22 protein-coding genes are annotated in these 20,239 nt (G+C 44.1%); 11 read left to right on the top strand and 11 right to left on the bottom strand.

From position 1 onward, the window contains the following. Nucleotides 1-10 precede the first annotated feature (10 nt). Nucleotides 11-1,261, top strand: a complete 1,251-nt coding sequence (locus FXF62_RS03215) for a carbohydrate-binding domain-containing protein (protein ID WP_149517611.1) — start codon at nt 11-13, stop codon at nt 1,259-1,261. Nucleotides 1,262-1,337: 76 nt separating this feature from the next. On the opposite strand, the gene FXF62_RS03220 is transcribed toward FXF62_RS03215, so the two are convergent. From FXF62_RS03220 to FXF62_RS03240, 5 genes are all read right to left on the bottom strand, one after another. Continuing rightward, nucleotides 1,338-2,291 carry a S66 family peptidase gene (locus tag FXF62_RS03220; RefSeq protein WP_149517612.1) on the bottom strand — a complete coding sequence of 318 codons (954 nt, stop codon included), beginning with the start codon at nt 2,289-2,291 and terminating at the stop codon, nt 1,338-1,340. Between the two features lie 67 nt (nt 2,292-2,358). Further along, nucleotides 2,359-2,973 (bottom strand): HAD family hydrolase, encoded by a 615-nt coding sequence (locus FXF62_RS03225; protein WP_149517613.1) that lies wholly within the window; start codon nt 2,971-2,973, stop codon nt 2,359-2,361. Nucleotides 2,974-3,045: 72 nt separating this feature from the next. Further along, on the bottom strand, nt 3,046-3,945 hold the full coding sequence (locus FXF62_RS03230) for a DUF4097 family beta strand repeat-containing protein (protein ID WP_149517614.1): 900 nt from the start codon (nt 3,943-3,945) through the stop codon (nt 3,046-3,048). Further along, nucleotides 3,938-4,537, bottom strand: coding sequence for a DUF1700 domain-containing protein (locus FXF62_RS03235; RefSeq protein WP_149517615.1), 600 nt, complete (start codon nt 4,535-4,537; stop codon nt 3,938-3,940). Before FXF62_RS03235 ends, FXF62_RS03230 begins: the two co-directional genes overlap by 8 nt. Beyond that, on the bottom strand, nt 4,524-4,850 hold the full coding sequence (locus FXF62_RS03240) for a PadR family transcriptional regulator (RefSeq protein WP_149517616.1): 327 nt from the start codon (nt 4,848-4,850) through the stop codon (nt 4,524-4,526). The genes FXF62_RS03235 and FXF62_RS03240 overlap by 14 nt, the downstream gene beginning before the upstream one ends. 266 nt (nt 4,851-5,116) lie before the next feature. Between FXF62_RS03240 and FXF62_RS03245 the strand changes: the two genes are divergently transcribed. Genes FXF62_RS03245 through FXF62_RS03270 form a run of 6 tightly spaced genes read left to right on the top strand, consistent with a single transcriptional unit; the run spans nt 5,117 to nt 10,089 of the window. Then, nucleotides 5,117-5,248 carry a teichoic acid D-Ala incorporation-associated protein DltX gene (locus tag FXF62_RS03245; protein ID WP_005591428.1) on the top strand — a complete coding sequence of 44 codons (132 nt, stop codon included), beginning with the start codon at nt 5,117-5,119 and terminating at the stop codon, nt 5,246-5,248. 20 nt (nt 5,249-5,268) lie between these two features. Next, nucleotides 5,269-6,819, top strand: coding sequence for a D-alanine--poly(phosphoribitol) ligase subunit DltA (dltA, locus tag FXF62_RS03250; RefSeq protein ID WP_149517617.1), 1,551 nt, complete (start codon nt 5,269-5,271; stop codon nt 6,817-6,819). After that, a complete protein-coding gene (gene dltB, locus FXF62_RS03255) occupies nt 6,816-8,060 on the top strand; it encodes a D-alanyl-lipoteichoic acid biosynthesis protein DltB (protein ID WP_149517618.1) in 1,245 nt (414 codons plus the stop codon). The genes dltA and dltB overlap by 4 nt, the downstream gene beginning before the upstream one ends. A gap of 21 nt (nt 8,061-8,081) precedes the next feature. Then, a complete protein-coding gene (gene dltC / locus FXF62_RS03260) occupies nt 8,082-8,321 on the top strand; it encodes a D-alanine--poly(phosphoribitol) ligase subunit DltC (RefSeq protein ID WP_005591431.1) in 240 nt (79 codons plus the stop codon). Then, nucleotides 8,314-9,585 carry a D-alanyl-lipoteichoic acid biosynthesis protein DltD gene (gene dltD / locus FXF62_RS03265; protein WP_149517619.1) on the top strand — a complete coding sequence of 424 codons (1,272 nt, stop codon included), beginning with the start codon at nt 8,314-8,316 and terminating at the stop codon, nt 9,583-9,585. Before dltC ends, dltD begins: the two co-directional genes overlap by 8 nt. A 24-nt stretch (nt 9,586-9,609) precedes the next feature. Next, nucleotides 9,610-10,089, top strand: a complete 480-nt coding sequence (locus FXF62_RS03270; RefSeq protein ID WP_149517620.1) for a GNAT family N-acetyltransferase — start codon at nt 9,610-9,612, stop codon at nt 10,087-10,089. Between the two features lie 29 nt (nt 10,090-10,118). Here FXF62_RS03270 and FXF62_RS03275 read toward each other — a convergent pair whose 3' ends face one another. From FXF62_RS03275 to FXF62_RS03290, 4 genes are all read right to left on the bottom strand, one after another. Beyond that, a complete protein-coding gene (locus FXF62_RS03275; protein ID WP_149517621.1) occupies nt 10,119-10,901 on the bottom strand; it encodes a Cof-type HAD-IIB family hydrolase in 783 nt (260 codons plus the stop codon). Nucleotides 10,902-10,942: 41 nt separating this feature from the next. Beyond that, a complete protein-coding gene (locus FXF62_RS03280; protein WP_149517718.1) occupies nt 10,943-11,689 on the bottom strand; it encodes a DeoR/GlpR family DNA-binding transcription regulator in 747 nt (248 codons plus the stop codon). A gap of 232 nt (nt 11,690-11,921) precedes the next feature. Next, nucleotides 11,922-13,094: a CynX/NimT family MFS transporter gene (locus tag FXF62_RS03285; RefSeq protein ID WP_149517622.1), complete on the bottom strand. Its 1,173-nt coding sequence runs from the start codon at nt 13,092-13,094 to the stop codon at nt 11,922-11,924. A gap of 76 nt (nt 13,095-13,170) precedes the next feature. Further along, a complete protein-coding gene (locus tag FXF62_RS03290; RefSeq protein WP_149517623.1) occupies nt 13,171-13,692 on the bottom strand; it encodes a TetR/AcrR family transcriptional regulator in 522 nt (173 codons plus the stop codon). A 169-nt stretch (nt 13,693-13,861) separates the two neighbouring features. On the opposite strand from FXF62_RS03290, the gene FXF62_RS03295 reads away from it, so the two are divergent. The 4 genes from FXF62_RS03295 to FXF62_RS03310 all read left to right on the top strand — a co-directional run bounded on the left by FXF62_RS03295 (nt 13,862) and on the right by FXF62_RS03310 (nt 16,345). Continuing rightward, nucleotides 13,862-14,722, top strand: coding sequence for a cation diffusion facilitator family transporter (locus tag FXF62_RS03295; RefSeq protein ID WP_149517624.1), 861 nt, complete (start codon nt 13,862-13,864; stop codon nt 14,720-14,722). A 149-nt stretch (nt 14,723-14,871) separates the two neighbouring features. Beyond that, nucleotides 14,872-15,471 (top strand): DUF3796 domain-containing protein, encoded by a 600-nt coding sequence (locus tag FXF62_RS03300; protein WP_149517625.1) that lies wholly within the window; start codon nt 14,872-14,874, stop codon nt 15,469-15,471. Nucleotides 15,472-15,473: 2 nt separating this feature from the next. Continuing rightward, nucleotides 15,474-15,701 (top strand): helix-turn-helix transcriptional regulator, encoded by a 228-nt coding sequence (locus FXF62_RS03305; RefSeq protein WP_149517626.1) that lies wholly within the window; start codon nt 15,474-15,476, stop codon nt 15,699-15,701. Then, complete coding sequence (locus FXF62_RS03310; protein ID WP_149517627.1) at nt 15,698-16,345, top strand: Maf family protein; 648 nt, start codon at nt 15,698-15,700, stop codon at nt 16,343-16,345. The genes FXF62_RS03305 and FXF62_RS03310 overlap by 4 nt, the downstream gene beginning before the upstream one ends. A gap of 98 nt (nt 16,346-16,443) precedes the next feature. Here the strand turns inward: FXF62_RS03310 and FXF62_RS03315 are convergent, their stop codons facing one another. Then, the gene (locus tag FXF62_RS03315; RefSeq protein WP_149517628.1) at nt 16,444-17,616 is read right to left on the bottom strand and encodes a family 1 glycosylhydrolase; all 1,173 of its coding nucleotides are present in this window, start codon (nt 17,614-17,616) and stop codon (nt 16,444-16,446) included. Nucleotides 17,617-17,656: 40 nt separating this feature from the next. Then, nucleotides 17,657-20,152: a serine-rich family protein gene (locus tag FXF62_RS03320; RefSeq protein ID WP_149517629.1), complete on the bottom strand. Its 2,496-nt coding sequence runs from the start codon at nt 20,150-20,152 to the stop codon at nt 17,657-17,659. Nucleotides 20,153-20,239: the final 87 nt, after the last annotated feature.

The following is a 20,239-nucleotide window of genomic DNA, read 5'->3' on the forward strand; positions in this document are numbered from 1 at the left end:
GAGGCCGATCATGAAAACAGGCAAGAAAAAAATAGTTCAGAAAATAAAACTAATGGTGCCTCTAGCGCTAATGAGTGTCACCTTGGGAGCTTGCAGCTTGACCAGCCAGTCCAGCACTCCTACGAGTGCTAGTGCCACGACCACTCAAACGGCTACCAGTACGACAAAGGCAGATACATCTAGCTATTTCACGGATCGTGATCAGGATGCTTCTTATGATGAGTCGACAGCGACCAAAATTAGCTTGAGCGGCTCTACAGCCAAGACATCCGGTGACGGAGCCAGCGTTTCTGGCTCAACGGTGACCATTATGGCAGCTGGGACTTATGTCCTCTCTGGCAGCAGTGAAAATGTGCAGATTGTTGTCAAGGCTGGCGATCAAGACAAGGTTCAGATCGTCTTGGATGGCGTGACTATGACAGGGACGGATGCAGCGATTGTGGTAGAAAATGCGGATAAAACCTTCATTACCCTAGCTGAAGGCAGCAAGAATAGCATTTCTGACTCAGCCAATCACACCAATACTGACTACGATGCGGCCATTTACAGCAAGGACGATTTGACCTTTAACGGCTCAGGCAGTCTGACTATTGAAGGAAAATATGGTAACGCGGTCGAGTCTAATGATGACCTGCGTATCACAGGCGGGACTTATACGATTAAAGGCTACAAGAATGGCTTGTCAGCCAATGATGCCATTAACATCAAGGAGGCTAGTCTGGATATTACCGCGACGGAGGATGCCATCCACGCAGATAATGACGAGGACACTTCGCTCGGAAATCTCTATATCCAGTCTGGGATCATTACGATTAATGCTGGTGATGACGGTCTTCATGCCAGTAATGCAGCGGTGATTGACGGCGGAACGATCACAGTCAAGTCTAGTGTCGAAGCGTTAGAGGGAACAAATGTCACGATTAACGGCGGTACACTTGATCTTTATGCGACGGATGATGGTATCAATGCAGCTAGTACGGCGACTGGGGCTGAGATTTTCATCAAGATTACTGGTGGTGATATCAAGGTTGAGGTCGGCCAAGGCGATACAGATGCTCTTGATTCCAATGGCGATATCATCATGACGGGCGGCAACTTAGCTATCACTTCCACGGTATCTGCCTTTGACTTTGATGGCAAGGCTACCTATATGGGCGGGACTATCACGGTTAATGGGCAAAGCCGAACCGAAATCACAGCAGATGGCCCTGGTGGTGGCGGTGCCCCAGACGGCCAAGGTGGCGGTCCCGGTGGACACTAAGCCTAATCATGAAAGTTTAATTGAATAGAACCAAAAAGAAATCTCCCTCATTCCAGCTGGAACGAGGGATTCTTGTTTATTCATCAATTCTGATGGCCATCTTTTCCGTATCAACCGTCACCTGAGCACCGATGGTAATGGTAAAGAGTGGCTGAGTATGAGCAAAGTCCAAGTCATAGAGGACAGGAATTTGTTTGAGAATTGGATGTTTGTCCAAGATATAAAGGAGCAACTCCTCTGTCATCAGACATTCTTTTGGAAAGCGGCCGATGAGAAGGGCCTGTGGGTTAGGATAGGCCTGAAGGAGGGCAGCTAGATTGCGGTCAAACTCCACATAATCATCTTCCTCCGCCTCTTCAACAAAAAGGACATAGTTTTCATCTGTCGGGGCATAGGGTGTGCCACGTAGAAGCGAGAAGGTAGAGAGATTGCCGCCGATAGCAGTGGCTTGGGCTTGCCCATGGTTGTAGACTTTCCATTCTGTCTTATGGAAGGTCAGTGGCGCATCGGGCAGATACCAAGCATTACTGCCCCATTTTTCACTAGGAGTCAATTCATAAGAAGTCTGACTGACGGCCTTGAGCCAGCTCTCGGTCTGATAGTCCTGCAGGGCATCCATCTTAAAGCTAGAGTAGGAGGGACCCATGTAGGTTTTCATGCCAGTCTTACTATAAATTGCGCTGAGCAAGGCTGTTGTGTCCGAGTAGCCGCAGAAAATCTTAGGATTTCTAGCAATCAATTCAAAGTCCAGATAGGGCAGGAGCTCATTGCAGTTGAAACCGCCGATGGTGGCCAGAATAGCATCAACCGACTCATCTGCGAAGGCAGCATGGATGTCTGTCACCCGGCTTTCGATGGAGGCAGAGCCTAACATATCATTTTCCAGATAATGCTCCGAAAAAGACACGGTAAATCCTAGCTTTTCCAACCGCTCCTTGGCAGCTAGATTGGCCTCAAATCCTCCGATGTGCTCGATTGATGCCGAAGGGCTGACGACCCGAATGTGCATACCAGGTGTGAGTTTTTTCATAGGAACCTCCTTGTGATAAATTTTATAGAGTATCATAACATAAAGGCTATAGGAAGTAAAGGTGGAGTTAGAGAATTTTTAGCAGGTCCGATAAGGAATTTACAGTAAAATCAGGTTCTTCTGATGGTGATTGGATTGGACTATATGCACTAAATCCTTGTTTTATCCAAATAGTTTTCATGCCCAATGCCTTAGCTGGCGCAATATCATTATCAAGTCTGTCACCAATCATAGTAGCAGATGAAGCAGAGCATGAAGCTTGTTGAAGGGCTAGTTGAAAAATTTTAGAACTAGGTTTAGAAAATCCACAATCAGCTGATGAGATAACCAGGTCAATCCATTGTCTGATACCAAAGTTTTCTAACCGCTTTTCTAAGTTAGGTAGCTGATTAGCAATAACACCTATTTTATAGCGATTATGCAAAGTTTCTAAAACTATTTTTGCATCTGGATAAAGTATTTCTAGCTCAGATTTCCACTTTGGTTGTTCTAAACTATACTCTTGTAGCGCTATTAAATCCCCCTTTAGCCCCTCTTGAAATAAGACTAGCATTCTTTGATAAAATGTATCATAAGTGATATTTGTTTCTGCGATTGCTTGTTCAATCCTATCCTGATAAGCTTTCTCTTCATTGATTAAAGTAGAACCAATATCAAAAAATAGCCATTTATAGTTTGTCATTCGAAACACCTCTTTATCTTATTTTACCATTTGGACTATAAAAAACGGAACCAATCAGGCTCCGTTCTATTTTTAATGATTAATCTCAATGCTGCCGGTGCTGGTGCGGGCGGTCAGCTTGGCTTGGGCCCGTTCATTGGTGTGGATGACTCGATCGCCGATAAAGTCATCTTGTTCGTGGCTCGTCTGCATCTCCTTGGGTAGTTCAATGTCACCTATATCTGTCTGCAGATCCAGTGAGATGGCTTTGTAGGTCTCTTCGGTGAGATGGAGATCGATGGAGCCATTGTCGCTGGACATGTTGATATTGCCCTTGAGGGTTAATTTATCGCTATGAATACTCCCGTTGGCGAGACTGATTTGAGTATCGGTCAGGCTGGTTTGGACTAGCTCGATGCTACCGTTAGCACTTTCAATGCTACCGCTCTCAATCTGGCTGTGACTGAGTTCGATAGAGCCATTGCTGAGATCGGCTTTTAATTTTTTGATTGTCAGGTCATTGATTGATAGGCTGCCGTTAGCCAAACTGGCCTTAACCTCTTCCAAGTTCCTTCCCTTAGGCAGGGATAGGATAACTTGTTGAGTCCTTTCTAATTCTCCATTTATCAAGCCGAGTAAGGAGCGCAGGCCGCTGTTAATGTTGATAAAAAAGCTTGATTCGTTAATGTATAAACTTCCGTTTTCAGCTTTAGTGGTTACTTTTTCAGATGTCTTGCCATCTCCTTGATAATAGGTCAAGTGAACCTTATCATCGGGCGATTCTTCGATAATAACCGAGCGGTTGCTCAACTCTAGATTTAAGGAATGGATATTGTCATAGGTTTCTTCTTGCTTGGCCATCTTGGTGCTAGCGGCTGAGCTCTTCACCAGATCCTGCAGACCACCACTAGCTAGCCCTGCCAGTATGAGGCCTAGACCCAGCAGACAGGCAGCAATAGCAAAGCTGAATATGGTTTTTCTTACTTTAGACATGACGGCCTCCTTTCCGTGCCAAGGCTTGGGCGAGTTTGACAAAACTCAGTTTGATAAAGCAGAGGATAGGACCAATGCTGAGATAGAAGAGTCCAGCCAAGCCTAAGGCTAAGAGGCTCATTCCCAAACTGAGGGCAAAAGCAGGAATAGAAGTGCCCATGCCGAGAGTCAGACTGTCCCAAATCAGACTAGCCCCCATGACAAACATAGCAAAAGCAAAGGTGGCCATAACAAAAGCAAAGACACTGATGAGGAGGAAGAAAGTAAAGACCAAAGTCAAAGCCAAGATTAAGAGAGGGATTGCCAGCGGTGCTGCCAAGATGGACAGAATGGCAATCTGGACGATCTGCTTGCTGTTTTTGACAGAGCTATCTTCTTGGCTGTCTTCTTCTATTTTCTTGTCCAAAAGATTGATGATAATCTCGTGAGCCGCTTCCTTGGGACTGCCTAGCTCAGCCATAGCCGCTGCCTCGCCCTCAAGGCCGACCTCGTCAAAGTACTCGGTAAAGTAGTCCATGGCTTCTTGGTAGTCTTTTGCTGGCAACTTTTTCAAATAGTTATCTAGTTGAGCTAGATATTCAGTTCTTGTCATGGCGAACACTCCCTTCGATAATGCCATTAATCATGTTGGTATAAAGCTCCCATTCATCTTTGAGGCTGACCAGTTGTTTCTGACCTCTTGGGGTCAGAGAGTAATATTTTCGTTTTCGACCTTGATATTCCTGAGAGTATGTCTCTAAATACTGACTCTTTTCCAATTTTTTCAGGATAGGATAAAGAGTGGACTCCTTAATATCGGCAATGAGCTTGATGGTCTGGCTAATCTCGTAGCCGTAGGAATCCTCTTTATCTAAAATCGCTAAAATCAGAAATTCTATCAGGGTAGAAGATGTAGGAAAATACATGTACTACCTCCTATATATAAAAATATTATATATAAATTTTCTACATATAGGATAGCCCCTTTTGAACTAAAAGTCAAGCAATGTATATAAATTTTAGATATATGTTTTGAAAAGGATTTCATCCATGAAAAATAAGGGAATCAGCTTTTCTCCTCTTTATTTCCTTACAAGAACTTTACACAATCCATAGCTTTTATATTGAAATCTTTCTCTATAAAATGGTAAAATAATCTATGTCTATCTAAAAAAAGATAAGAGTGAATGAAATGACGAAATATAAGACGATTTATAAGTTTGTAGGGCAGACATTGCTATACTTTGTGATTTTCGTAGCCCTGCTTTATTTCTTTAGTTACCTTGGTCAAGGTCAAGGTGGCTTTATCTACAATGAATTTTAATGTAAGAGAGTACTATACACATGTCAAATACAGCAATTACAGATATGATTGAAGCAATTGAGCACTTTGCTCAGACGCAGCCAGATTTCCCTGTCTACAATGTCCTCGGACAAGTTCATACTTACGGAGATCTAAAGGCCGATTCCGATGCACTGGCAGCCAAGATTGATAGCTTGGGGCTGGCTCCTAAGTCACCCGTCGTTGTCTACGGTGGTCAGGAGTATGAAATGCTGGCTACTTTTGTGGCTCTGACTAAGGCAGGTCATGCCTATATTCCTATTGATAGTCATTCAGCCTTGGAGCGCGTGACTGCTATTGTGGAAGTAGCTAAACCAAGCCTGATTATCGCCATTGCAGATTTTCCGCTGGCTGATACAGATGCAGCTATTCTCAGTCTGGATCAGGTTCGAGCGGCTTACGCAGAGAAGACTGCCTATGAGATTAGTCATCCAGTCAAGGGAGATGATAATTACTACATTATCTTTACTTCTGGTACGACTGGTAAACCTAAAGGTGTGCAAATCTCTCATGATAACCTGCTCAGCTTTACTAATTGGATGATTACGGACAAGGAATTTGCGACACCGAGCCGTCCGCAAATGCTGGCGCAACCGCCTTATTCTTTCGACTTGTCAGTTATGTACTGGGCGCCTACTTTGGCGCTGGGAGGCACGCTCTATGCCCTACCTTCTAGTCTGACTCAGGACTTCAAGCAGCTATTTGAAACGATTCTCAGCCTCCCTGTAGCAATCTGGACTTCTACACCGTCCTTTGCGGATATGGCCATGCTTTCGGAGGATTTTAACAGCCAAAAGATGCCAGGCATTACGCATTTTTACTTTGATGGAGAGGAGCTGACGGTCAAGACAGCTCAGAAATTGCGGGAGCGTTTCCCTGAGGCTCGTATTATCAATGCCTATGGTCCGACTGAGGCAACGGTGGCTCTATCTGCAGTTGCCATCACAGATGAGATGCTAGCGACCCTCAAGCGCTTGCCAATCGGCTATACTAAGGAAGATTCTCCAACCTTTATCATCGATGAAAATGGGCAAAAATTGCCGAATGGTCAGCAGGGAGAAATCATTGTCTGCGGACCAGCCGTGTCCAAGGGTTATCTCAATAATCCTGAAAAGACAGCTGAAGCCTTCTTTGAATTTGAAGGGCTGCCAGCCTATCATACAGGTGATGTGGGTACGATGACTGATGAAGGTCTCTTACTCTATGGCGGTCGTATGGACTTCCAGATTAAGTTTAACGGCTATCGCATCGAGCTAGAGGACGTATCTCAAAACCTCAACAAATCCAAGTATATCGAGGCGGCAGTAGCAGTGCCACGCTACAACAAGGACCATAAGGTTCAAAACTTATTGGCCTACGTTATTTTGAAAGAGGGTGTTGCAGAGCAATTTGACCGCGAAATCGATATTACCAAGGCTATCAAGGAGGATCTACAGGATATCATGATGTCTTATATGATGCCGTCTAAGTTCCTCTATCGGGAATCTCTGCCCCTAACACCAAATGGCAAGATTGATATTAAGGGGCTGATTAGTGAGGTCAACAAGTCATGATGGATTTCTTGAAACAGCTTCCTCATCTGGAGCCTTACGGAGACCCACAGTATTTCCTTTATCTTATCTTGGCCGTTTTGCCAATCTTTATCGGACTCTTCTTTAAAAAACGCTTCCCAGTCTATGAAGCCTTGGTCAGCTTGGTCTTTATTGTCTTGATGCTGACCGGCCCTAGTCTGGCGCAGCTTTATGCTCTGCTCTTTTATGTCGTCTGGCAGACGGTCTGGGTTTATTCTTATAAATTCTACCGCAAAAAGCGGGATAGCAAGTGGATATTTTATTTGCATACAGCATTGGCGGTTCTGCCCCTATTCTGGGTCAAGGTCGAGCCGGCTATCAGTGGCCATCAATCGCTCTTTGGCTTTCTGGGAATTTCTTATCTGACCTTCCGCTCAGTTGGGATGATTATTGAGCTGAGGGATGGCGTACTGACTGATTTCAGCCTCTGGGAATTCCTCCGCTTTATGCTCTTTATGCCTACTTTTTCGAGTGGCCCCATTGATCGTTTCAAGCGTTTCAATGAAAATTATCTCCAAATACCAGAGCGAGATGAGCTTTTGGATATGCTGGAGCAATCGGTCAAATATATCATGCTGGGCTTTCTTTATAAGTTTGTCCTCGCCCATATCTTTGGCCACATGATTTTAGGGCATGTCAAGACCTATGCCCTCTATACTGGCGGTTTCTTCAATCTAGGAACGCTAGGCGTCATGTATGTATTTGGTCTGGATCTCTTCTTTGACTTTGCCGGTTATTCGATGTTTGCGGTGGCCATTTCCAATCTCATGGGCATCAAGAGTCCTATCAACTTTGACAAGCCTTTTGTTTCACGCGATTTGAAGGAATTCTGGAATCGCTGGCACATGAGCCTGTCCTTCTGGTTCCGCGACTTTGTCTTTATGCGACTGGTCATGGTGCTCATGCGCAACAAGGTCTTTAAAAACCGCAATACGACTTCCAGTGTGGCCTATCTGATCAATATGTTGGTCATGGGCTTCTGGCATGGTGTGACCTGGTACTATATCGCCTATGGTCTTTTCCACGGTCTGGGCTTGGTGGTCAATGATGCTTGGCTTCGTAAGAAAAAGACCATCAATAAAGAGCGTAAAAGCAAGGGACTGCCAGCCCTACCTGACAACAAGTGGACCCAAGCGCTGGGGGTTGTTATCACCTTCCATGTTGTCATGTTCTCATTCTTGATCTTTTCAGGATTTTTGAATGACCTTTGGTTTAAAAAATAAAATGTAAACGAGGAAACTATAATGGATGTAAAAGCAGAAGTAATTGAAATTATTGACGAATTATTTATGGAAGATGTTTCGGACATGATGGACGAGGATTTGTTTGATGCCGGCGTTTTGGATAGTATGGGAACAGTGGAGCTAATTGTTGAACTGGAAAACCGTTTTGATATCCGTGTGCCAGTATCAGAATTTGGCCGCGATGACTGGAATACAGCCAATAAAATCGTTGAAGGCGTAACGGAGCTTCGTAATGCTTAAACGACTCTGGCTGATTCTGGGGCCAGTCTTCTGCGCCTTGATCATGGTCGCCCTGCTCTTTTTCTTCTATCCGCTTGAGAAAAAGCATGATGTGGAAGCAGAGAAGCGGGCAGCTGTGACCCTTACAGCAGAAACTTTCAAGAGCCGTAGCAAAAAAATGACGGCCCTGACAGATCAAGATACCCGTTTTGTGCCCTACTTTGGCTCCAGCGAATGGCTGCGCTTTGACAGTATGCACCCAGCTGTTTTGGCTGAGAAGTATGACCGCAATTACCGACCTTATTTTCTAGGGCAGCGGGGGGCGGCTTCGCTCAACCAATATTTTGGAATGCAGCAGATGACCTCTGAGCTGGAAAATAAGACGGCTGTCTATGTCGTTTCTCCTCAATGGTTCACCAAAAAGGGCTATGATGCGGCGGCTTTTCAGCAGTATTTCAATAGCGATCAGCTAGCTGGTTTTCTTAGCTGGCAGGACGGTGGTGTAGGCTCTCAGTATGCAGCCCAGCGGCTTTTGCAGCTCTATCCTAACATTGCTATGGGGGATATTGTCAGGAAAGTGGCTGATGGACGCCAACTGACTTCTTTTGAGCAGCAGTATATCAACACCATGAGCCGGATTTATCAGCGGGAAGATGCTCTTTTCAGCACTCTTGCGGCTGGCAATAATGACAATTTTGACACGAAGGTCTTGCCTCAGCTTTCCCGTCTTCCGGATGAATTCTCCTATGAAGAATTGGAAAAACTGGCTACGGCAGATGCTATGGAGCGAACTAATAACAATGATTTAGGCATCGATAATGACTTTTATAAGAAGCGTTTGGCCAGAAAAATCAAGAAGTTTAAAGGTTTCCAATCCAAGCAGTCTTACGAAAAGTCTCCTGAGTACAATGATTTGCAGCTGGTTTTGGAGCAATTTGCCAAATCAAAAACCAATGTCATCTTTGTCATTCCACCGGTCAATGCCAAATGGATGGCCTATACTGGACTGAGCGAAGATATGTACCAGCGGACGGTTGAGAAGATTAAGTTCCAGTTGGAAAGTCAAGGTTTTACGAATATTGCTGACTTTTCTAAGGACGGCGACAAGCCTTACTTTATGCAGGATACGATCCACATGGGCTGGAATGGCTGGCTGGCCTTCGACAAGGCTGTAGATCCTTTTGTATCTAACTCCCAACCTGCTCCCAACTATCAGATCAATGAAAAATTCTTCAGTAAGGAGTGGGCTAATTACACGGGCAACTACGAGGAATTTGTCAAATAAGAATGCAAGCTGGAGGGAGAAGACATGATTCGCTTGGCGGAAACGCGAGATATCCCGGCAATTTTAGCAATTTTTGAGCAGGCTAGGGAATTTATGCGGACTATGGGAAATCCAAATCAGTGGCCGGCTTCCTATCCGAATCGTCAGTTGGTAGAGGAAGATATTCGGGCGGGTCACTGCTATGTCTTTGAAGAGGCTGGGCAAGTTGTTGGAACTTTTGCGTTCATCATCGGACCAGATCCGACCTACCAAGAGATTGAAGGTGCTTGGCATTTTTCAGAGCCCTACGGTACAATCCACCGTATCGCTTCAAATGGACAAGTCAAGGGTCTGGCTTACCAGTGTTTTGACTTTTGCCTGCAGCAAATTTCCTATCTCCACATCGATACGCATGCGGATAACCATCCGATGCAAGCAGCCATTCTCCGCTACGGCTTTAGCCAGTGTGGTACGATTTATTTGCCAGACGGTAGCCCTCGGCTTGCCTATGATTACCATCAATAAAAAAATCTGCTCAAGGGCAGATTTTTTCGTTACATCAAAACATACTTTTCAATAGCTTTTGCGACACCGTTCTGGTTGTTGCTTTTAGTGACAACTGTTGCCTCGAGTTTAACTGCTTCAGGGGCATTACCCATGGCGACTCCCAGACCAGCCATTCGCAGCATCGGAAGGTCATTGAAGTTGTCTCCAATCGTCATGGCCTGCTCTTTTGACACATGTTTATGTGTGACTTCCAAATAGTTGTCCTTGGACAGGTAGAAGGCTGTGTTGGGGAAATCCAGCGTTTGCAAGTAAGCATGCAGTTGCTGGATAACAGCTGCTTCATCAATCAATAGCAACTTATGGACTGGAATGAGGGCATCCAGAACGGGCAATAGAACATTTTGAATAAGAGGTCGCTCACCTGTAATCTCAGCTTCAATTTGTACCCACTTGTCCAAACGGTCAGTAATCCAATCTTTACCAGAGTAGAGATTGCTGGAAATACTAGGAAACTCAGTCTTGACCAACTCCAGAAAAGTGCGGATTTCTTTTTTATCCAATGGATGCTCGATAATGGTCTCGTAATCTTGCGGGTCACCCTTGATGACCAGAGCACCGTTGTAGCAGGCTAGTGGGTTATCACCCAGTCCCAGCTCGCGCGCAATTGGCTCCATTCCCAGAGGAGAGCGGGCAGAAGCTAGAATAAAGGGAATATTTTCTTTTTTCAGCAAGGGGATCTGCTCCCTCAGTTGTGGATCTACTTGGTGCTGGTCATCAAGGATTGTGCCGTCAATGTCGCTGATAATCAAACGAATAGGTTGCTTGGTCATGGTTGCTTCCTCCATAAGCTACAAAATGAAATCTTGTCGAGCTAGTAAATAATGGTGACTTTCCCAGTCAGAAGAGCTTCTAGCTCAGGGCTAGGTTTTTGATCCGTGATCCAGTAGTCAAAATCGCTGATATTTCCTAAAATATAGTTTGATTCTTTCTTAACTTTGGCCTGCTCGGCCAGCAGAATCTTTGTCTTAGCCTGCTTGAGAGCGAGCTTCTTCAGATAGGCATCTTCTTGGTCTTCAAAGCTGACTTGGCCATTTTTTAGCCCTGCAGCTCCGATAAAGGCTAGGTCGAAAGAAATTTCTCTGAGCAACTCAGCTTCATTGAGGGCGTAGTAAAAACGATTTCTCGGATAGAACCTCCCACCTAAAAGATGGAAATCAACCTGCTCTTGATCACTCAGCATGATGGCATTATCCAAAGAATGAGAAAAAATCGTCATCGGTTGCTGAACTTGCTGAGCCAGCTTGAGAACCACCGTTGATACATCAAAGAAATTGACCTGATTGGGTTTGAGAAAGTCCAGAGCCTTGTGAGCAATGGCCTTTTTTTCTTGGTTTAGTTGGCCGACACGGTCGTTGAAAGAAGGAATTTGCCGACTAGTTTCCAAAGGAATAATCCCGCCATGGGTTCGCTGAACCAGTTTTCGCTCGCTCAAAATTGAGAAATCACGGCGAATAGTGTCCTTTGAAACTTGAAAATAGTCTACCATATCCTTGGATGCCAGCTGCCCTTTGTCCTCCAAAAGTTCCAGCATCTTTGAAAGCCGCTGCTCTTGATACATCTTTCTCATCCTTTCTGCTACTTTATAAGTCCATTATAATTCATTTTATAAGCATATTCAAGTTTTTATAATGAAATGTAAGTTGTTTTGTCAAAAATAAGAAAAGTCCTTTTGAAACTATGTTATAATCAAAAAAATCAAGCAGGTAAGATGAGGAAAGATGATTTCAAGTGAATTTCAGCAATCACAAGAAACTTGGCAGCAAAAAACTCCTGATGGAGAATCAGAAGTTTTATAGAATCTTGTCAAATTTTTCTATGTAAAAGAGGCTCATGGTCATGATGACGGTCAGACCGAGGAGGATGAGGATGGCTGGTGTCCAAGAATGGAACAAATCAAAGCTGTAGCCAAAGAGGCTAGGTCCGAAGGCAGCTAGGATGTATCCTCCAGTTTGAGCCAGTCCAGATAGTTGGGCCGTTTGCGCAGGCGTAGAGGTCTTGAGGGAGAAGGTTACCATGAGATAGGGGAAGAGGGCACTGACAGACATGCCAATGAGGAGATTAAGAATCAACCAGTAAGCAAAGGAATCTGTCTGAATCAGGAGCATGGCAATACCAATCAGACCTGCTGCGGAAACTAAGCTAATCATGACCAGACGTTGACGAGCTTTCAAGCGGGCTGTCAAACTAGGAATTGTCATCGAAAAGGGCAGGCTAATTAGAGAAAAGACGGCTGCCAATAAGCCTGTCGTATCAGTAGAAAGGCCAGCTTGTTGTCCTAAAGTCGGCAACCAAGTCATACTTGTATAAAAGAGTAGTGACTGTAAACCACCAAATAAAATCAAGGCCCAGACTCTTGGATTTTTCAGAAGAGCTCCTTGCTCTTGCTTTCCTTGCTGCTTACTAGCCAAGCGATGGCTATATTTGACATTGGGTAGCCAAACCAAGAGAATCACAAAGCAAATCAGAGTCGACACCCATATGAGACCCCGCCAAGAGCTCATTTGAACGATGGGAACAGCTAGAGCAGAAAGAATCGTAATTGATAGCCCCATAGATGTGATGTAAAGGGTTGTCAAAAATCCGATTCGATGCGGCTGATTGGCCTGAATCAAGCTCGGAAGAAGGACGTTTAAGACAGCAATAGCCGCTCCTAAAATAATAGTCCCCGTATAGAGTAAGGGAAGATTAAACACGCGAATCAGTGAGCCTAGAGTTAGCACGACGAGCACAAGTGCAAACAGCTTTTCCAAGCTTATCTTTTGCGCCAAGCGCGGAGCAAAGACCGAGCAGAGGGCAAACATAATCAAAGGCAGGCTGGTCAAGAGGCCCAGAGAGCTAACTGGAACCTGTAGCCCCTCCGCAATGTCTGTCAGAACGATAGGCAAAACAGTAAAAGGAGCCCGTAGTGCTATCCCTATCATCACTATACCTGGAATTAAAAATGGTGAGTGTTCTTTTTTCATAAATAGTCAATCTCCTTTCCTGCGTCAAGGAACGATTATACCACATCTTCCCTGAAAATGATAGGTAAATTGCAGATTAGCTCATCAAATCTAGAAAATAGTGGGAAATCGTGTCCTCATCGATCTGCTTTCTTTGCTGCAGCCACCAGCTGACCGTCTCCACAAAAGTTGACGTCACATAATTTTTTAAAAAGTTGTCTGGCAGATGACTTTTTTTCTGCAATAATTTCTGCTGAATCATGGGGAAGAGATAGTGTTCCAGCTCGATTTTCAGGCGGTTGATGAAGTAAGTATTTTTAGCCAAGAGAAGGGTGGCTATCCGATCCTGATTTTTCCGAAAGTGATGGAAAATATGGGCTGTAGCTTCAAATAAATCGCGTCCTTCCGAGCGCTCGATAAAGGTATGCTGAAAGAGCTCTTGGCAAAGTTCCTCTAGCAGGGTTTCCTTGGTCTCAAAGTGGCTATAGAAGGTAGAGCGCCCGACATCTGCTAGGTCAATGATTTCCTGAACGGTGATGCTTTCGTAGCTTTTCTGATTGAGCAGGCTGATAAAGGCTTGGTAAATAGCTGCGCGTGATTTTTTTACTCGTCTATCCATGGAAATTCCGTACAAAAAGAGCTTTTTGTCTGCTAAGAGACAAAGGACATGAACTGGCTCTTGTTTCCTTTCTAATAATAGGAGATAATATAATTGAACAGAGTGTTCGGTATTGATTACATTATACCATAAGTATTATCTACTTAGAAAAATAAACAAGGAGGTTCACATGAAATCCAGTAAAAATATGACAATTGCCTTTCTCTTGAATTTTTCTTTTGCCATTATTGAATTTATCTTTGGCCTTCTCTTTAATTCCAGCGCTATCTTAGCGGATGCGATTCATGATTCGGGAGATGCTCTGGCTATTGGTCTATCGACTCTTTTTGAAAAGATTTCCACAAAAAAAGAAGACCGAGAATATACCTTGGGTTATAAACGATACAGCTTGCTGGGAGCCCTGTTGACCTCGGTGATTTTGCTGGTTGGATCAACCTTGGTCATTGTGGAAAATGTCCCTAAATTATTTGCGCCTGAGAAGGTAAATTATGATGGCATGTTAATTTTGGGGATTGTCGCCATTGTCGTCAATACAGCAGCCAGCAGAGTAGTCAGCCATGGCCACAGTCACAATGAATCCATTCTCAGCCTGCATTTTCTTGAGGATATTTTGGGTTGGCTAGCGGTTATTCTCGTATCTCTCATTTTGCGCTTCACCGATTGGTATTTCCTGGATCCGCTGCTTTCTCTTGTCATCGCAGGCTTTATTCTCAGCAATGCTCTGCCAAAATTTTGGGAGACTATCCAGATTTTCCTAGACCATGTGCCCAGCGATGTGGATCTCAGCCAGCTTTATCAGGAAATAGCAGCGCTGGAAAATGTGCGAGCCATCACCCAGCTCAATGTTTGGACGACAGACGGCTTGGAAAAATTTGCCATGCTCCATATCTGTTTGGAAAATCCTAATTTGCTGGCTGAAACGCAGGCTAACTTGCGCCAAAAGCTTCTAGCTTATGGCATTGCCAAAGTAACCATTCAGACCGATGAAAGCTTGCAGGAACACAAAGAATGTTGTATTGGTAAAGAATAAGCCAGCTCCCCAGAGAAATTCTGGGGCTTTTGTTTGCGGAAATAAAAAATTCCCAAATAGTACATAAATGCTTGTCTTTTATTCTTTTATGTGATATATTTATAACATAAAGGTGTTAAATATTTCTAACACAATGAAAGGAGTCTATCATGAAAAAAAGTCAAAAAACGGGTGGCCTCATTTTAGTCGCCACCGCTCTCTTTATTGATTTTACTGTTTTCCTTGCTCCCAGCAATCTCAGCTGGTCAGCCAAGTGGATGATTGTCGGTTTGGTAAGTATAGGTCAGCTTATAAGCATCTGGTCTTGGTTTCACATGAAACCGTGGCCTAAGAAGATGAAAGAGATTCAAGAAAAGCAGGTCTATGATCTGACCATGAAATTTTATAATCTGTTGAATCTTACGGCAACCTCTATCTATACTGTCGGAATTTGGTTGTGGACTCCGAGCACCAATCCGTCCATTATAAAGTACATTGCCTTGGGAGGGCTCCTCGCTATCCAGCTTCTCTTTCTTTTATTTTTTGCCTTAAAAAAGGTCAATGAGAAAGCAGACGAGCGCTTTTATGCCAATCTAGCAAAAGCAGCGACTTTGATGTTTGCTATTTGTATAGCAATTTTACTGGTGCTTGCAGGGCTTAGCGCTAATGTAGGTTCCATCACAGTCAATGCCGGAATATTCTTCATTATGATTGGTGTCTTGATTTTGCTCTTTGGCTTTGTCTTCTTTTTATTTGAAAAGAGAGGTTGAAGATGGCCAAGGAAAGCAATATTATCACCAAACTCAAATCTGTCCGTGAAACCAGAGGCATGACCCAGCAGGAATTGGCTGACCGCATCGGCATGCGGCGCGAAACGATCTTGCACTTGGAAAATAACCGCTATAATCCCTCGCTAGAGATGGCTTTAAAAATTGCTCAGGTTTTTGATTTGCGGGTGGAAGAACTCTTTCAATTAAAGGACACGGGAGGACAATCATGAAGACGGTTTTTGACTACCAAAGAGAAGGTGAAAAAGGAAGGATTCGTCGCTTTGTACTCCTATCTACGTCGCCCAGACGCAAGGAATTGCTGAGTTTTTTGAATCCAGAGATTCAGTCTGTAGAAGTGGACGAGCGAGCTATCGAAGAGCATTGCATGGCAACCATCGATGAACAGGATTTTCTGACCAAGGCAGCCAAGATTTGTTGTGAGATTTCCAAGGCCAAGTCCGATTTGGACTTGGAAGCTGAAACCCTTTATATTTCAGCTGATACCATCGTCGTAGTGGATGGTCAGATTTACAATAAACCACAGGATTTAGCTGAAGCTGATCGGATGTTTCGCTCTTACTTTGGCAAGAGCCACCATGTAGTGACCTCGGTCTGCCTACGTATGCAGGATTTTCTAGAAGTCTTTTACACCGTGGCGAAGGTGGACTTTGTAGATTATTACCCAGAATTAGAGCCTATCATCGAGGCCTATCTGCATGACAAGCGTCCGCTGGATAAGGCGGGTGCTTATGGCTTTCAGGAGCTGGATCCTCGCTTTATCCGCTCAATTACAGGTGATATGTACACCATCATCGGCCTGCCTGTCGCTGAGACCAGCTATCGGATTTATAGGGATAGCAAAGGAAAAGAATAAGGCTTTGATTCTATTCTAAAACATCAAAAATCTCCCCACAAGTGGTTGTCCACTTTCTTAGGGAGATTTTTTCTATGTTTTGAACGTGGGACTGAATCCTAGATGTTTACATCGCTCCAGCTGAAAGGCGTGTAGCCAAGCAACTCAATCCCGTCAATCTCAACGGATTTAATAATTTCTTGAACGTTGTCTTGAATGTTCTTAGCTAATTGCGGATGGTCAGAGACTTCAGAACAAGTCTCAATGACCAAGAGAGGCTTGTGGTAGCGCTCATATAGCTCAGACATGGCAATACGAAGAAGAACAGGTTGTGCCAGACAAGTTTCTACATTTTTGCGGACATATTTGCTGGTAAACAAATTCTGGATATTTTCTGCCGCATAATGTGAGAAGGCAATAAAGTCCACGACTCCTTCTCTTAAGGCGAAGACATCCTCTTCCGTAATGCCCAGATCCAGCTGATTTCGCTCAATGTAGCGAAGGAAGTGGTTTGGATAGTGGCCCTTGGTCTGCACATCTGTAAAAATGTAGTTTTTACGTCTGTTCAGCTCATGGCCCAAGGCATCGGTAGCTGAGTGATTTTCCTGGTGGGAATCACTATTGATGGTAATCAAACTACCAAATTGGAAGGTTGGATTGATGGTTTGACCGAGCTTAACCACATTTGCGGATGCGATTAGCTGATGGTGAGCAGCCAGCCAGATTTGTTGCTCCTGGTTTTCTGTGCTATCAAAGTGTAGCCCAGCGCCTAAGAATGGCAAATAGGGAAGAGCGCTCATTTCTTTAAAGGTAATCCAGTAAGTGACTTTTTCTTTAAAGTGGGTCAAAACGGCTTCACAATACTTTTCATACATGGCAATCATTTGCCGACTTTTCCATGCTCCGTATTTTTCATACAAATGAAGCGGGAAGTCAAAATGAGACAAGCTCACAATTGGTTCGATGTCATTTTCGAGAAGTGCATCGATAATTGACTCATAGAAAGCAAGAACCTTAGCATCGGGTCTCCGCTCTTCTCCTGTCGGGAAGAGGCGAGTCCATGAAAGGGATAGCTGGTAGGTATTGAAGCCCATTGTTTTAATTTTTTCAATGTCTGCCAGATAATCCTGTTTGCTGGAGCCTTGTTTGAACAAATCGTAGGCTCCTAGGGGAATTGTTCGATAGTCAACTGTTCCGTCCATGACAGAGAGACGATAGTCTTCACCATACTGGGGTAGAATGTCGGTGATTCCTAGACTTTTACCATTACTTGATAGAATATTTCTAATCATATTAGTTCCTTTCAGTATTCATTCGCTGTTTGTTCTGAGCTTATTTTTTATGTCTCTTGGTAATCATGGCCAAGGTTGATAAATTCTGTGTGACAGTAGTAAACTCAGAAGCCATGCTTTGCGATTGATATACGGCAGCAGACAGACTGATCGAATGGGCTCTCTCTGCACTGATTGATTGTTCAATGATCATTCTTTGAGATTGTGATTCAGCGATAGATAGACTGATTGAACGCTCTCTTTCCACGCTCATTGATTGCTCAATGGCGATACTTTGAGATTGTGATTCAGCAATAGCTAGGCTGCGTGACTGTTCTTGCTCTAGGCTGATAGACTGCTCAATAATAATGCTATGTGCTTCAGATTGGGCAAGGTAAATGCTGAATGAATGATCCTGTTCGACGCTGATTGATTGTTCAACGGCTCTGCTGAGGACTTTAGATTCTGCAGTAGATAAACTAAATGATTGTTCTTGCTCCAAGCTGGTAGACTGCTCAATAGTATCTCTTTTCGCTCTAGATTCCGCAGCTGCCAAACTGTATGAATATTCCTGTTCCAGGTTGCGAGATTGTTCTACCGCTGCATGTTGTGATTGCGATTCAGCGATAGATAGGCTGCGTGACTGTTCTTGTTCCAAGCTGATAGACTGCTCTACGGCCACGCTTTTCGCTTGAGCTTCTGCCATAGACAGGTTAGTAAATACTTCATTTTCTAGGCTGATAGACTGTTCAATTGCGATGCTTTGAATTTCATTTTCTGTAATAGATAGGCTTAGTGACGCCTCGTTCTCCGCACTGATAGACTGTTCAATTGCCCGACTTAAGGCTTCAGATTCCGCTACAGACAGGCTGATAGACGCTTCATTTTCCGCGCTAATTGATAACTCGATCGCTTTACTTAGTGCTTCAGACTCTACGATAGATAAGCTAGTAGACACTTCGTTTTCCGTGATAATAGACTGTTCAATAGCTCTATCTAAGACTTCGGCTTCCTCGACAGCCAAGCTAGTGGACGCTTTGTTTTCAGCACTGGTTGATTCTTGGATAGCAATGCTTTGAGAAACAGACTCAGCTACAGATAAGCTGGTAGACGCTTCGTTCTCTGCACTGGTTGATTCTTGGATGGCAATGCTTTGAGAAACAGACTCTGCCACAGACAGGCTAAGCGACGCTTCCGTTTCTGCGCTGATTGATTCTTGGATGGCAATGCTTTGAGAAATAGATTCCGCCACAGACAGGCTAAGAGATGCTTCCGTTTCTGCACTGATTGATTCTTGGATGGCAATGCTTTGAGAAATAGACTCAGCCACAGACAGGCTAAGAGATGCTTCCGTTTCCGCACTGATTGATTCTTGGATGGCAATGCTTTGAGAAACAGACTCAGCTACAGACAGGCTAAGCGACGCTTCGATTTCCGCGCTGATTGATTCTTGAATCGCGATGCTTTGCGAAATAGACTCAGCTACGGACAAGCTGGTAGACGCTTCGATTTCTGCGCTGATCGATTCTTGAATCGCGATGCTTTGCGAAACAGACTCAGCTACAGACAAGCTCAGAGATGCTTCTGTTTCCGCGCTGATTGATTCTTGGATGGCGATGCTTTGGGAAACAGACTCAGCTACAGACAGGCTGATAGACGCTTCGTTCTCTGCGCTGATTGATTCTTGAATAGCAATGCTTTGCGAAATAGATTCCGCCACCGACAGGCTAAGCGATGCTTCTGTTTCTGCGCTGATTGATTCTTGGATGGCGATGCTTTGGGAAACAGATTCGGCCACAGACAGGCTAGTAGACGCTTCGATTTCTGCGCTGATTGATTCTTGGATAGCAATGCTTTGGGAAACAGACTCAGCCACCGACAGGCTAAGAGACGCTTCGCTATCTGAACTGATAGACTCTTCAGCGGCCATGCTTTGCGATACCGACTCAAAAATAGATAGGCTTAACGATGCTCTATTTTCTTCAAAGATAGATTGTTCGATGGCATAACTTTGTGCAATCGACTCAGCCACCGATAAGCTGGAAGAAGTATCAGCTTCCTTGCTGTCAGATTGGCCAACTGCCAAACTTTGTGTTTGTGATTTGGAGACGGATAAGCTCCGAGACGCTTTTTTGCTTTCAATACTCAATGATAAGGATATTGAGTCTGCAGCGCTCTTCAAGCCCCGCTTTTTCCGAGAATCTACCGCTGTTGAGAGGCTTGTTTCAGCAGAATCTGCCTCGCTAGTCGAAGGCCCCTTAACTGTCACTTTTTCTTGAGCCAGACTAGATTCACTTTCTATCGCTTGAGATTCGTCTGGATCTTCTTCTCCGCCGATATTCATAACATCTAAGCGGTCGTAGTATTGGATAGATTCCAAAGCTTTCTCAATGAGGAAATTCTCTCTATCTTCTTGGGTCATATTGACCTGTGGGGTGCTTCCTTGATTATTATTGGAAGCAGACGATTCTTCCTCCTTCTCTTCTCCTTTTATAAGACGCTTAAAGCCCCCTAAAAAATTACGCAACATACCTTTGTTATCTTCATTGCTTGGCATGGACATACTCTCCCTAATTCTAATAATAATACTATTATAAAGGCTAGCAGACCATCTGTCAAAATTTATTGCATTAAAATGAAAATT

Source organism: Streptococcus cristatus (assembly GCF_008369405.1).
In the GTDB taxonomy this organism is placed as follows: Bacteria; Bacillota; Bacilli; order Lactobacillales; family Streptococcaceae; genus Streptococcus; species Streptococcus cristatus_G.

Coding starts and splice junctions, on each gene's coding strand:
- FXF62_RS03215 (WP_149517611.1), top strand. CDS start 11: ATGAAAACAGGCAAGAAAAAAATAGTTCAGAAAATAAAACTAATGGTG.
- FXF62_RS03220 (WP_149517612.1), bottom strand. CDS start 2,291: ATGAAAAAACTCACACCTGGTATGCACATTCGGGTCGTCAGCCCTTCG.
- FXF62_RS03225 (WP_149517613.1), bottom strand. CDS start 2,973: ATGACAAACTATAAATGGCTATTTTTTGATATTGGTTCTACTTTAATC.
- FXF62_RS03230 (WP_149517614.1), bottom strand. CDS start 3,945: ATGTCTAAAGTAAGAAAAACCATATTCAGCTTTGCTATTGCTGCCTGT.
- FXF62_RS03235 (WP_149517615.1), bottom strand. CDS start 4,537: ATGACAAGAACTGAATATCTAGCTCAACTAGATAACTATTTGAAAAAG.
- FXF62_RS03240 (WP_149517616.1), bottom strand. CDS start 4,850: ATGTATTTTCCTACATCTTCTACCCTGATAGAATTTCTGATTTTAGCG.
- FXF62_RS03245 (WP_005591428.1), top strand. CDS start 5,117: ATGACGAAATATAAGACGATTTATAAGTTTGTAGGGCAGACATTGCTA.
- dltA (WP_149517617.1), top strand. CDS start 5,269: ATGTCAAATACAGCAATTACAGATATGATTGAAGCAATTGAGCACTTT.
- dltB (WP_149517618.1), top strand. CDS start 6,816: ATGATGGATTTCTTGAAACAGCTTCCTCATCTGGAGCCTTACGGAGAC.
- dltC (WP_005591431.1), top strand. CDS start 8,082: ATGGATGTAAAAGCAGAAGTAATTGAAATTATTGACGAATTATTTATG.
- dltD (WP_149517619.1), top strand. CDS start 8,314: ATGCTTAAACGACTCTGGCTGATTCTGGGGCCAGTCTTCTGCGCCTTG.
- FXF62_RS03270 (WP_149517620.1), top strand. CDS start 9,610: ATGATTCGCTTGGCGGAAACGCGAGATATCCCGGCAATTTTAGCAATT.
- FXF62_RS03275 (WP_149517621.1), bottom strand. CDS start 10,901: ATGACCAAGCAACCTATTCGTTTGATTATCAGCGACATTGACGGCACA.
- FXF62_RS03280 (WP_149517718.1), bottom strand. CDS start 11,689: ATGTATCAAGAGCAGCGGCTTTCAAAGATGCTGGAACTTTTGGAGGAC.
- FXF62_RS03285 (WP_149517622.1), bottom strand. CDS start 13,094: ATGAAAAAAGAACACTCACCATTTTTAATTCCAGGTATAGTGATGATA.
- FXF62_RS03290 (WP_149517623.1), bottom strand. CDS start 13,692: ATGGATAGACGAGTAAAAAAATCACGCGCAGCTATTTACCAAGCCTTT.
- FXF62_RS03295 (WP_149517624.1), top strand. CDS start 13,862: ATGAAATCCAGTAAAAATATGACAATTGCCTTTCTCTTGAATTTTTCT.
- FXF62_RS03300 (WP_149517625.1), top strand. CDS start 14,872: ATGAAAAAAAGTCAAAAAACGGGTGGCCTCATTTTAGTCGCCACCGCT.
- FXF62_RS03305 (WP_149517626.1), top strand. CDS start 15,474: ATGGCCAAGGAAAGCAATATTATCACCAAACTCAAATCTGTCCGTGAA.
- FXF62_RS03310 (WP_149517627.1), top strand. CDS start 15,698: ATGAAGACGGTTTTTGACTACCAAAGAGAAGGTGAAAAAGGAAGGATT.
- FXF62_RS03315 (WP_149517628.1), bottom strand. CDS start 17,616: ATGATTAGAAATATTCTATCAAGTAATGGTAAAAGTCTAGGAATCACC.
- FXF62_RS03320 (WP_149517629.1), bottom strand. CDS start 20,152: ATGCCAAGCAATGAAGATAACAAAGGTATGTTGCGTAATTTTTTAGGG.